The organism is Chitinophaga sp. (assembly GCF_036569125.1).
Taxonomy (GTDB): Bacteria; Bacteroidota; Bacteroidia; order Chitinophagales; family Chitinophagaceae; genus Chitinophaga.
On the sequence record NZ_DATCRF010000094.1, the window covers coordinates 1 to 11,908 of the forward strand.

The window sequence follows — 11,908 nt, forward strand, 5'->3', positions numbered from 1 at the left end:
TGATATTTGTAATGCGGTATAACAAGTTTGTTTATGCTTTTTCCAACAATATCAGCGCATGGTGTGTGCCCTGGTACTGGTTATAAATTAAGATCCTGTTTAAGTGTTGCGGCGCGGTGCCACTATACAGTACGCCGGCCGGTACCTGCTGCTGTTGTATGATCTGTGCGCCCATCCACATGGCAAATGCGCTGGCGGTAGGATATTCGCCGCACAAATGTTTAAACGCCGCGGTGGCCGTTTGCGGGAACAAGGTTTGTGTAAGCTGCGCGTAAGCGGCCTCTTCCCCCGCATTCCCATTGCGGCCGGTGATCAGCAGGTCAATATCAGTTGTGCTTAGGCGATGCGTGGCTAAAAAGCCCTGTATAGCGCTGCTTACCTCCTGTTGGGAAGCTGGTTTATACAAGGTATCCAGCCCCGTTAATTTTACCGCACCTTTTGCCGTACCCAGCACAAAAAAGGCAGCGCCTTCACCGGCAATAGTACCTTTTGTAGTGCTTTGCAGCAGCGCGGTATTGCGTACCGGCTCCTGCTTGTATAATCCGAAACGGGATAAAATGGTGTGGCTGTGATCCGTGATCTCATCTACCCCGCCTATTAAGATCTGCTGTGCGGTTTTTTCCCGCAGCATCATGATGCTATCCAGCAGCGCGCTTTCAAAAGAAAAACCTTTATGTACAAAAGTGCTGTTGTAGGCGTGGCAGCCCAGCAGCAGCGCTATTTGCCCGCTCACAGTATTGTGGGTGGATTGTATGAACGGGGTGGGCGACAATGCGCTCTCCTGCCCCTGGATCATCCTGGTCAGGAAAACGCCGGTATCGGCCAGGCAGCCATAAGCGGTGCCGGTAATAATAGCATCCGGCATTTCAATACCTGCCTGCTGCAAGCCTAATTTGGCTGCTCCTATTCCCATTTTAACCACACGGCCCATACGGCGCATGGTGTTTGCATCCGGGATCCACTGCTTATAATCCGGGTCCAGCACTTTCAGGCGGTTGCCTTCATACTCCCGGATCTCTGCCAGGAACGGGCCTTCCGCCGCAGTTTGCTGCGGTGATACACAACCCATACCCTGGATGTAAATATTCATGCTTGCTTCCTTGTAATTAATAATTAAGAATGAAGAATTAATAATTATGGTGAAGTATTCCGACTACACCACGTTTCTTCTTCATACTGCTATTCCTTTGAAAATACCAGGCTGGAACAGTTACCGGCAAAGCCAAAGGAATTAGACATTACATGCGACAATTTATTACCGCTGGAAAAAACCGTAGCCGGCGCCACCGGCCACTCCTTCATAGGCGTGGCAAACCGTGCATTCGGGTAAATAATACCCTGCTGCACTGCCAGTGCGGAAAACACGGCTTCTATACCACCGCTGGCGCCCAGCGTATGCCCGGTAAATGATTTGGTAGAGCTAACAGCCGGATAGTCTGGTGCAAACAAACGTTCAATGGCTTTGCCTTCAGAAGAATCGTTATTCTGCGTACCGGTGCCATGCAGGTTAATGTAGGCAATATCCTTTGGCTGCAGTCCGCTCATATCCAGCGCGCCTTTCATAGCCAGGTAATTACCTGTACCGTCCGGCGAGGAAGCGGTCTGGTGATATGCATCGCTGGTATTGGCATAACCGCTTAAGCGGCACCAGGGCGCATTGGGCAGCTGTTTACGTATAGCGTCGCTTACCAGCACCACGTAACCCGCGCCCTCACCCAGGTTCAGGCCCGTACGGGTATCATCGAACGGCCGGCAGGGCTGCTGGTCCAGGATCATGAGGGTGTTAAACCCATTCAATGTAAAACGTGTAAGCGCATCCGTGCCACCGGCTATTACAATATCTACAATATTGTTGCGGATAAGGCGTGCGCCATACATCAATGCATTAGCGCCGGATGAACAGGCGGTGCTGATGGTTGCTACCTGGTGGCGGATGCCCATGGCATCTGCTACCAGCTCGGTAACGCTGCCGCATTCATGATGCACTACCTGCTGCAAATGCCCTTTGGCAGGATCCTGCAGGTAATCAGCAAAAAAATCTTCTGTTTTATCCATCCCGCCAACGGTGTTGGCGGATATAAAACCTACGCGGTATTGTAACACATCGCCCAGGCCGGTGCTGTCCCAGGCTTCCTGTGCAGCTATTTTGCTCAGCAGGGCTGTGCGGCTGATGTGTGCAGGCATGCCGGCTTGGGCGGCCAGCATAGCATTATCTGCCTTTACTTCCGCTACCGGGAATACGCCACGGTGTACGGTTTGCAGGTACCGCACCTCCTCCATGCCTGGCTGCATGCGGCTGAAAGCCTCCACGCAGGCGGGCAGGGTAGCGCCTATACCGCAAATAACGCCGCCACCGGCTATCCATACCGGCTCACTCATCCCGGCTGTTTTTGCTGCGCAGTAATGTATGTTGCCATGGTGCGCACAGACTGGAATATTTCAGGACCCTGTTCGGGGTTAGCAATGCGGATGCCATAGTGCTGCTGTAATAATACGATCAGCTCCAGCGCATCAATTGAATCCAGGCCCAGGCCTTCTTTAAACAAAGGCTGATCGTTCCCGATATCTTCCGGTTTTACTTCCTGCAGGTTCAGCTGCTCAATGATCTGCGCTTTCAGATCCGCCATCAATTTTTCCATATATAAAACACAAGTAATTTTAGATTTTAGATTTACGATTTTAGATTTGGTAGATGCGGCTTAATTAATGTGCTTCTAAAAGATCTAAATCATATATCCTAAACGTCACTACTCTTTTAGATCGATGAAACCACTCCGCGGAGCACTTTCAAATCTAAAATCTAAAATCGTAGATCGTAAATGTTGTTCATTTCCGCTACCGTGAACGGCCGGCTTTCTTCCCGCTGCTGCCTTTCTACCAGGTATAGCACCGCCTCATACTGCTGTTCCATCACCTCTACCCAGCCGCAAATGCAGGCAGTAGCAACACCGGTATCCAGCAATATCTGCGCGTAGGCCATTACCTGCTGCGCATCAAAACCGCCGGTGGTAAAGAAGATATGTTCTCCCTTAAAGCCATGGCGGATGCATATTTCCCCTATTACAATATTAGCCAGGGTATATACAAACAGCGCAGGGCTGGGAATATCTTTTACTGTATTGTAGTAACGCAGGTCCGTATCCAGGCTGGCGCTGCGGTTGCTGAGCACAATGGCCACCTGCTCCGGCAAATGATCTTCTACCGGTGCAGTGCGCAATAATACTTCTGCAGCCAGCCACCCCAGCTTGCTGAGCGCATCCATTTTATGGAACTTGGGATACTGCCCCGAAAAACGGTCGTACCCCCTGCGCAGAAAATCAGTAAGCTCCGCAGCCGGCGCATCCTGCCACAGCAGGCTGCCGTTGCTGAACACCTGCTGATCCCTGATCACACAGCTTGCTGTAATATATGCGTTAGCGTTACTCAATGTTCTTCATTCAGTTTATCCAGCTTTCCCATTACTTCAATGGTGCGGGCCAGGCGTTTCAGCACCGTATCGTGATTGCTCACAAAAGGGTTGCTCATATCCCAAACATAACCGGCCAGCACGGAACAGATCTGCTGTTTTACCAGCGGGTCCGGATCTTTTTTAAAGAAAATAGTATCCAGCGTACCTTCATACCAGGCCATTACATAAGAGCGGAATGTGTTTACGCCCTGCATAGTGGGGGCCATATATTCCGTTTCCCAATCTACCGCTTCTCCTTTCAGCTTGCGGATCACCAGCTTGGAAGCTGTTTGGCTGGATACGCAGGCCAAAGTTACGCCAGATGAAAAGATCGGGTCCAGGAATTCTGTTACATTGCCTGTAAGCACAAAACCATCGCCATAAAACTTATCGGTAGTGGCCGACCATGATTCCAGGATCCGCGGCTCAAATACCAGCGGCACATCCCTGAAACGCTCCCTGGTATAAGGTTCTGTTTCCAGCAGAGCGCGGTATTGCTGCTCCGGCGTACCGGGGTATTGTGCAAAAAATTCCGGGTCGCCCACAAAGCCCAGGGAGGTTACCCCGGTGGCAAAGGGAATGATCCAGATCCATACGCCTGGCTTGTGCACCACCGCGGTAATACGGTTCGGCTCGTCGGCCATGGAGCGGCGAATATCATTGGTATGTGCAAACAACGCCCTGCGCGGCTGCAGCATAGAATTTTTTTCCAGGTTAAACAGGCGGGGTATTACCCGGCCATAACCACTGCCATCTACAATAAAGCGGGCCGCTATCTCCTGCCGGTTGCCCTGCACATCTTCTACCGTGGTTACACTATCTGATCCATTAAAACGTATGCCTGTCACCGTAGTTTCATAGGCTATGGGTATGCCCATGCTTTCACAGGTATCGGCCAGTGTTTTATCAAAATCGGCCCGGGTTACCTGCCAGGTCCAGTCCCAACCGGGCGTATATTGTTCTTTAAAAGTAAAATCACATATACCGTCGCCTTTTACGAACTTGGCGCCGGATTTCTGCTGAAAACCTTTTTTCTTAATGGCCTCAATAAAACCTGCTTCCTGCAGGGCTTCCATACTACGCGGCAGCAGGCTTTCCCCGATCACGAACCGCGGGAATTTTTGCTTCTCCACGATCTTTACCCTGTAACCCGCCTGGTGAATAATAGATGCTGCCACGGTGCCTGCAGGCCCCGCGCCAATTACCAACACATCTACTTGTTCTGTTTTCATCTGTAACAATTTATAGGTAGGAATTAATTAGAACATTATGCTTTCACACATTTCAATAAGGTGTAGCTTAATCCCATCTGGTTATTTTCGTCCACTACCTGCAGGCCTGCATTTTGAATACACTGGAAAAATTCATCGGTATGGTACATCTGGCTGTTGCCATTGGCCATAGCAGTAAAATACAGGGAGGTTTGCTGTAAGCAGAAAGCTGCAGATTTAAATACCTGCCGGTTCCAGAAGGGTTCCAGTATATAAATGGCGCCGTTGGGGGTAAGCGCTTCCCGGCAGCGTTTTAAAATAGATTCGATCTCCGGTTCGGAAAAGCAGTCCAGGAACTGGCTCATCCAGATCACGTCGAAGCCCTGCGGAAAAGGCAGGCTTTCATCCAGGATGTTGGCTTCATGGAAAAACACACGGTCGGCCACACCAGCATCCTTCACCCGTTGCTGCGCAATGGCTATTTCACCCGGCAGGTCAAACATGGTTACCTGCACTTCTTGATCATAAGCAGTGCTGGCCAGTGTCCATTTACCGGTATTGCCGCCAATATCCAGCAGCCTGCGGGGCTTATCTTTAAACACAATTGGCAGTGCCTGCGGAAAAGCAAGGTCAGAATAATAGTGATCAAAATCGAACCAGCTTTTGCCTATTTCCGGCGGCAGCAAAGGCAAACCGGGGTAAATAGTATCCCAGGGACCCAGCTCCTTTAACCCGGCAGGGCGGCCTTCTTCCAGGCTGTCCTTCAGGTGGTACATGCCTTTGTAACAGATATCCTGCACAAAGTCCATGTTAATACGTGTGAGCTGATCATGCTCAATGAAATATCCTGTTTTGGTAAGGGAGTATCTTTTATTGTTAACGATCAGCAGCTCCATGCCCAGGCCGGCTTCCAGCAATACGCGGATGGCGTAGCGTGACAGCTTTACTTCCTGCATGATCTCTTCAATGGTTAATCCGTTGGCGCCGCTTTTGCTCACTATCTTTAAAATGCCAAAATCCCGCAGGGCGCGGGAAGCCTGGAAAGCCACAGGAGCAAAGGCAAGCTGCAGGGCGGCTTCTTTGGCCTGCAATGCTGTTTTCGTTTCTTTGGTGAAAAATTCCATTATTAAGATTTACGATTTTAGATCTTAGATTTACGATTTGCGGAAATCTAAGACCGTTCGTTTATTATTCCTTTGAAAAAACCATTGCGGCATTACATCCTCCAAAACCGGATACTGTTTTCAGGTAATGCTGCATAGGCTGCCGGGTTAAGGTGCTGCTTACATTTACCGGCATGCTTACACCCAGCTGCTCAAAGCCCAGGGTAGGTATAACCGTTTGCTGCTGCAATGCATGAATGCCTATAATGGCTTCTATTAAACCGGCGGCGCCCAGCGTATGGCCGTAATAACCTTTAAAGCTATTTACCGGCCTGTCCTGCAAACCGGCCAGGTGCAAGGCTTTGGCCTCCATTTCATCATTATACAATGTAGCCGTGCCGTGGGCCGATACAAATCCTATATCGGCCGGCGTAAGCCCGCTGTTTAACATAGCATGGCGCATGGCCATTCCCAGTTCCGCACCGGTACGTGAGGGGCCGGAAATATGGTTGGCATCATTACTCACAGATCCCGCATTTACCACCACTGCATTTGCAGGCGCTAACGACGCCTGCTTAGTGAGTATTACGGTAGCGGCCCCCTCCCCTAACGTTACACCTTTACGCGCTGCATCAAAGGGGCGGCAGGGCTCATTACTTACTGCCTGGAATGATTGAAAACCGGATAGTACAAATTGCGTAACCACATCAGCGCCGGTAACCACCGCATGATCATATAAACCTGCTGTTATTAAACGTTTGGCTGTTAAAATAGCCAGCAGCCCGGATATGCAGGCGTTGCTCACTACCAGCGGCGCTGCCGTAAAATTGAAATACGCTGCTACCTTTTTAGCGGTAGCAAACAATTCCATTTCGCCTAAAGGCGGTTGTGCCGGCTGCTGTTCCAGCAGCTCAATATTCCCTTTGGTGGTAGATACAATGAAGGCGGTACGCTCATTGGTAATATCCAAACTGGTTTGCGCCAAAGCTTCCTGAACGGACAGGATCAGCAGCTGCTCAAACTTCGTATACCCTTCCAGGTTACTACCGTTACTATAGGCTTCCAGCTGCCCGGGAGCCATTATTGCAGCATAAAAGTCAGCAGGGGATAATAAGCGGCTATACTGTAGCTGAATACCGCTTTTGCCCCGGCATACCGCAGCAAAGTTCTCTGCTGTTGTACGGCCCAGGGGCGCCACAATATTATCTGCTATTACATATACCTTACTCATAATAATCCACACTGTTTCTTCCACGCTTCAAAAAACGGAGGTATTGTTAGTTGCAGCGAGGAAGTGGCCGTATCCAAAAAAACCTGTACAGAGGACCCATCTGCCACCAGCTCACTGGTAGCGGGATTGTACAGGCGGTACGTAAATTTAATTTTAGCGGCGGGCGTATCCACATATTTCACTTCCACTATTACCCGGTCGCCATAACGGAGCGAGCGTTTATAATTGCATTCCACCTTCACTACCGGCACCGTGTAACCGTAATTAAAGATATCCAGGTAGCGCAGGCCGTATTTTTCGCCGAATGCTTCCCGCCCATCTTCAAAATACCGGATATAATGCCCGTGCCATACAATACCCAGTGGATCTGCTTCATTAAACTTTACCAGTATGTTGGCCCGCTCTGTTAACTCCATGCTTTATGCTTTACAGGGGCTGACTAAAAGAATGTAAAATCATAAATGTAAAATGTAAAATATCAAAGTGAATTACACGGTATTCCAGCATTATCCTTTTACATTTTACATTTTACATTTGAAATTTTACATTTTACATTCTTTTCTGGTCAGCTAATCCAATATCAATTCTTTGCTTTCCAGTCTTTATACTTATGCTTCTCCACGTCTTCCAGCACCTTATGGATGGTATAGGCCCAGTAGTTACGGAACCCAAAACCCTGTGCCTTCCCTTCTATTTTTTCCGCCAGCAGCACTTTTTTAGTGCCCATATCAACCAGCGTTACATATACATTCGCTGCTTTTTCGGCCTTGCTCATACCGTCCATTACAAACAGCAGGCCCACGCCTTTTTTACCGTTAAAATTGTAGCCCTTTACCAGCTTCTCTACATCTTCCTGCTTCAGGCGGTTGTAGTCGGAAGCATTGTCAGACTTCAGGGTGGCGGTGTTGGTGGTTTCGTTGTGCTTGTTCACCAGGGCCAGGTCTGTATTTACCGTTTTGTGGAAAGCGGCTGCAATATCATATTTCTTGGGCTCATTCACCACTACGGCGTTAATAGCGGGAAAATTACGGTCGCGCATGTCATTGGCATCCGTAACCGGCTCTCCGATCACCCTGGCCTGGGTAAAGTCGATGCCCAGGTAGGTCAGCGGCTCATCGGAGGAAAAAAAATCTTTCAAGGTTTGCGCCTGTGTGCTTACAACGGACAGCATGGCGGCCAACAATAAGGAAATGTGTTTGTGCATGACTTTTACTGTATTTAGGGGGTTATGAAAATCTTCATTTCGCATTGGGCCATCAGCTTCCCGTTCCAGGTTACTTTGCCGGTAACCATGGTGGCGTTAAAAACCGCGTGGCCTACCTGTGTGGTGGTTTCTATAAACGCACCGGCCGGGGGCAGCTCAAATATTTCCAGATCCTTTACGGCGCCAATATAGCCCATGGGTACCGGTGCATTATCCCGTACGGCCTGGTAGCCGGCACTGGCAGCCGCCGTTTGCGCTATATTTTCCATGAGCCCCGGCGGGGTAAGCACCCCATCCTGCACAAAAATATTATCGTCGCTGATATGCAGCCCGCTGCGGGTAAAAGGGCCTTCTGCTTCCAGGATGCCACTGATCATTACAATGGGCGCCCGTTGTGGAATATAATGTATAATATGGTCTGAATGAATGAACATCAATGTTGTGGTTATGATTATGGTTACTCCCAGAAATCGTAATAGTTAAACCATTGCTCCGGATACTGCCGTACCTTTTCTTCCATCACATGAACAAAATCCTGTACGGCTTCCTGCACCCCCTGTTTCCTGCGGCCATGGTATTCCCGGGGAGGGGTGGCGAACAGGTGATAATGGGTGGCAGATTCCTTAAATGCAAATACCAATGATACGGGTACCCGGAAAGTGGCCGCCAATAAAAAAGGCCCGGCCGGGAACCGCGCATTACTACCTAAAAACAATGCGGTTTCCGTTTTGTTGCCTTCCAGGAACCGGTCGGCATGCATACACACCAGCTCGTTATTACTCAACGCATCATTAATAGCGTAAATGTGCGATAAATCATCCTTAATTACAATAACATTTACATTCCGCTCACCGGTAACCGTGGAAAGGTATTGCTTGATACGCTCATGCTCCCCGTCGAACATCACAATATTAATGCGGGTTTCCAGCCGTTTAAACAGGTGGCCGGCCACTTCCCAGTTGCCCAGGTGTGCACTTAATAGTATACCACCCTTCCCGGCTGCTATCAGCTGCCGTAAATGATGTTCCCCCTCAAACTGGAATGTAAATTTATTGGGGATGCCGGCCATTACCACCACCTTATCTATCAGCGTTTGCCCGAACACGTAATAATTACGGTATACACTGCGCAAAGAACGCCACCAGCCATACCCTATTTTGGTACGAAAATATCTGAAGATGGGTCTTGAAGAACTGTGGGAAAACAAAAAATAATACCCTGCCACACACCTTAAGAGCGCATAAGCCGGCCATATCCCCCCATAACGCAAGATGTCAATGAATATCCGGTATCCTAGCTTATTGCCTTTAGACTTCCCCTGCCACGACGGCATTATACCAGCTCTTTTTGTTTTAAACAACGGGCTACATAATCATAAAAATCCTGGAAGGTAGCAATGCTCTGAAAATCTTCCGGATTCACTTTAAACCCGAAATTATTTTCAATTACCACAACCAGGTCTATGTAGTCCAGGCTGTCCAGCTCCAGGGTTGATTTGAGGTTAGCTTCAGGCGCAATTTTCGCGGGGTCCGCTTCAAACTCCTCAATAAGGAACGCATTTGTGGTTTGTATGATCTCTTTAATGTCCATAATAGTGTAACTCTATCAGTATAGGTTGATTAAAAAATAAAAGTGTGACCGGTTATTGTTGTTAAACCCAATTACAATGGTAAATTGTACTCAAAGTTAATAATATATTATAAGTTATCACAAAGGCCGTTCGCCGGGCCGGGGTTATACTATTGCTGGGCTACAAGAATTAGGACCAAACGATTGAAATACAGCTATTTCCCCTCCCATTTCCGAACGATGAGGGAGGAATTCGTCCCCCCAAAACCAAAGGAATTAGACAAAAATATATTAAAATCTTTATTAATAGTGCGATCCGCAATATTTAATCTGGCGGCATCCTCATCGGGGTTTTCCAGGTTAATATTCGGGGCTATGAACCCGTGCTGCATCATCAGCATAGAATACACGATCTCACTGGCGCCTGCCATCCAGCACTCATGCCCGGTCATTGACTTGGTGGAGCTGATGTAAGGGTTGGATGACCCGAACACCTCGTACAGCGCTTTGGCCTCACTGGCATCACCTGCCGGCGTAGAAGTGGCGTGGGCGTTGATATACGGAATATCGCCGGGCTGCATGCCGGCATCTTTCAATGCTATTTGCAAGGACCTTACCGGCCCTTCTACTGTTGGGTTGGAGATATGCGCCCCATTGGAAGAAAAACCATATCCCAGCACCTCGCCCAGGATAGTGGCGCCCCTGCGCTGCGCCGATTCCAGGTTTTCCAGTATAACGGTGGCTGCACCGCCGCTGGGTACCAGCCCATCCCGGTCCCGGTCAAAGGGGCGGGAGGCTTTTGCCGGCTCATTTTCCCGCATGGAAAAGGTGGCAATACCGTCAAAATTACCCATGGCATACTTATTCACTTCCTGTGCGCCGCCACAGATCACACAATCCTGCATACCATTCTTAATGAACATATACCCCAATCCAATAGCGTGCGAGCCACTGGCGCAAGCCGCGCTTACGCTGAAGTTAACGCCCCGCAGCTTGAAAATGGTGGCCAGGTTCATATTCACGGTAGAGTTCATGGTCTGGAATACAGAACCGGAACCTACCAGCATGGTATCTTTCTTTTCACGGATCACATCCATGCTTTCTATCACGGCACGGGCAGTACTGTCGTTACCGAACAGCAATCCAATATCGGTACGTTCTATATAATCGGGATCAATGCGCGCCTGGGCCAGGGCCTCTACGGTGCTCACATATGCAAACTCGGCCTGCTCCGGCATTGTAAGCCGTGCACGCCGGTCCAGCGCTCCTTTTAAATTGGGCCGTTCAATAGCACCGGTCAGTGCGGAACGGTAACCAAAGGCTTTTCTTTCCGGGTCCATAACAATGCCTGATCTTCCCTGGTACAGCGAGTCCCGGACTTCCGCCTGGTCCTTGCCTATACAGGAATAAATCCCCATGCCCGTAATCACTACTCTGTTCATATCGATAGCTGTTAGCTGTTAGCTATTGGTCGTTAGCTAACGGCTTATTTACGTATATAGACCTCCGTTAACAGACAGCACCTCGCCGGTAATGTACCCGGATGCTTTGGAGGCAAAGAAGCCCACGGCATCCGCCACTTCTTCTGCCGTACCAAAACGGTTCATGGGTATTTGCGCGGCCAGCTCCTTTTCATTCAGCTCCGCTGTCATATCTGTTTTAATAAAGCCGGGCGCAACGGCATTCACCGTTACCCCCCGTTTGGCCACTTCCTGCGCCAGGGCCTTGGTAGCGCCAATTACGCCTGCCTTGGCAGCGGAGTAATTGGTTTGCCCCGGCAGCCCTTTAATGCCGGACAGGGAAACAATGTTAATGATACGCCCGTAGCGTTTCAGCAACATGTTATTCAGCAGCTGCTTGGTCACATAAAAGAACCCGTTCAGGCTGCTGTTCAGCACATTGTGCCATTGGGCGCTGTTCATCCAGAACAGCAGGTTATCTTCCCGGATGCCGGCATTGTTCACCAATACCTGCACCTGTTTATCTTTATTGTTTTCCAGCCAGGCGCCTAATACAGCCTGTACATCCTCCTCATTCCCTACATCAAACTGCAGCAGCTCACCATCGCTGCCTTTGGCCCGCACTGCATCCAGGGTTTCCTGTGCCGCAGCGGTATTGCCTTTGAAATTAATGATCACATGA

Annotated in this window: 14 protein-coding genes; all 14 read right to left on the reverse strand. The window is 49.4% G+C overall.

Annotation, left to right across the window (positions count from 1 at the left end; translation table 11 throughout):
* Nucleotides 1–31: 31 nt before the first annotated feature.
* The gene (locus VIM87_RS03325) at nt 32–1,090 is read right to left on the reverse strand and encodes a beta-ketoacyl synthase N-terminal-like domain-containing protein (RefSeq protein ID WP_331995593.1); all 1,059 of its coding nucleotides are present in this window, start codon (nt 1,088–1,090) and stop codon (nt 32–34) included.
* Between the two features lie 89 nt (nt 1,091–1,179).
* Complete coding sequence (locus tag VIM87_RS03330; RefSeq protein WP_331995594.1) at nt 1,180–2,379, reverse strand: beta-ketoacyl-[acyl-carrier-protein] synthase family protein; 1,200 nt, start codon at nt 2,377–2,379, stop codon at nt 1,180–1,182.
* Nucleotides 2,376–2,678, reverse strand: coding sequence for a phosphopantetheine-binding protein (locus VIM87_RS03335; RefSeq protein ID WP_331995605.1), 303 nt, complete (start codon nt 2,676–2,678; stop codon nt 2,376–2,378). Before VIM87_RS03335 ends, VIM87_RS03330 begins: the two co-directional genes overlap by 4 nt.
* Before the next feature lie 122 nt (nt 2,679–2,800).
* The gene (locus VIM87_RS03340; RefSeq protein WP_331995595.1) at nt 2,801–3,391 is read right to left on the reverse strand and encodes a hypothetical protein; all 591 of its coding nucleotides are present in this window, start codon (nt 3,389–3,391) and stop codon (nt 2,801–2,803) included.
* A 32-nt stretch (nt 3,392–3,423) separates the two neighbouring features.
* Nucleotides 3,424–4,680 (reverse strand): NAD(P)/FAD-dependent oxidoreductase, encoded by a 1,257-nt coding sequence (locus tag VIM87_RS03345; RefSeq protein ID WP_331995596.1) that lies wholly within the window; start codon nt 4,678–4,680, stop codon nt 3,424–3,426.
* A 35-nt stretch (nt 4,681–4,715) separates the two neighbouring features.
* Nucleotides 4,716–5,783 carry a class I SAM-dependent methyltransferase gene (locus VIM87_RS03350; RefSeq protein WP_331995597.1) on the reverse strand — a complete coding sequence of 356 codons (1,068 nt, stop codon included), beginning with the start codon at nt 5,781–5,783 and terminating at the stop codon, nt 4,716–4,718.
* 64 nt (nt 5,784–5,847) lie between these two features.
* Complete coding sequence (locus tag VIM87_RS03355) at nt 5,848–6,993, reverse strand: beta-ketoacyl-[acyl-carrier-protein] synthase family protein (protein ID WP_331995598.1); 1,146 nt, start codon at nt 6,991–6,993, stop codon at nt 5,848–5,850.
* The gene (locus VIM87_RS03360; protein WP_089913957.1) at nt 6,990–7,409 is read right to left on the reverse strand and encodes an acyl-CoA thioesterase; all 420 of its coding nucleotides are present in this window, start codon (nt 7,407–7,409) and stop codon (nt 6,990–6,992) included. Before VIM87_RS03360 ends, VIM87_RS03355 begins: the two co-directional genes overlap by 4 nt.
* A 164-nt stretch (nt 7,410–7,573) precedes the next feature.
* Nucleotides 7,574–8,197: a hypothetical protein gene (locus VIM87_RS03365; protein ID WP_331995599.1), complete on the reverse strand. Its 624-nt coding sequence runs from the start codon at nt 8,195–8,197 to the stop codon at nt 7,574–7,576.
* Nucleotides 8,198–8,211: 14 nt separating this feature from the next.
* On the reverse strand, nt 8,212–8,631 hold the full coding sequence (locus VIM87_RS03370) for a 3-hydroxyacyl-ACP dehydratase (protein WP_331995600.1): 420 nt from the start codon (nt 8,629–8,631) through the stop codon (nt 8,212–8,214).
* Nucleotides 8,632–8,654: 23 nt separating this feature from the next.
* Nucleotides 8,655–9,302: a lipid A biosynthesis acyltransferase gene (locus VIM87_RS03375; RefSeq protein WP_331995601.1), complete on the reverse strand. Its 648-nt coding sequence runs from the start codon at nt 9,300–9,302 to the stop codon at nt 8,655–8,657.
* Between the two features lie 227 nt (nt 9,303–9,529).
* The gene (locus VIM87_RS03380; RefSeq protein ID WP_331995602.1) at nt 9,530–9,787 is read right to left on the reverse strand and encodes an acyl carrier protein; all 258 of its coding nucleotides are present in this window, start codon (nt 9,785–9,787) and stop codon (nt 9,530–9,532) included.
* A 194-nt stretch (nt 9,788–9,981) separates the two neighbouring features.
* Nucleotides 9,982–11,208, reverse strand: a complete 1,227-nt coding sequence (locus VIM87_RS03385) for a beta-ketoacyl-[acyl-carrier-protein] synthase family protein (protein WP_331995603.1) — start codon at nt 11,206–11,208, stop codon at nt 9,982–9,984.
* Nucleotides 11,209–11,256: 48 nt separating this feature from the next.
* Nucleotides 11,257–11,908, reverse strand: a 652-nt coding sequence (locus tag VIM87_RS03390; RefSeq protein ID WP_331995604.1) for an SDR family oxidoreductase, incomplete at its 5' end; no start/stop codon positions are given.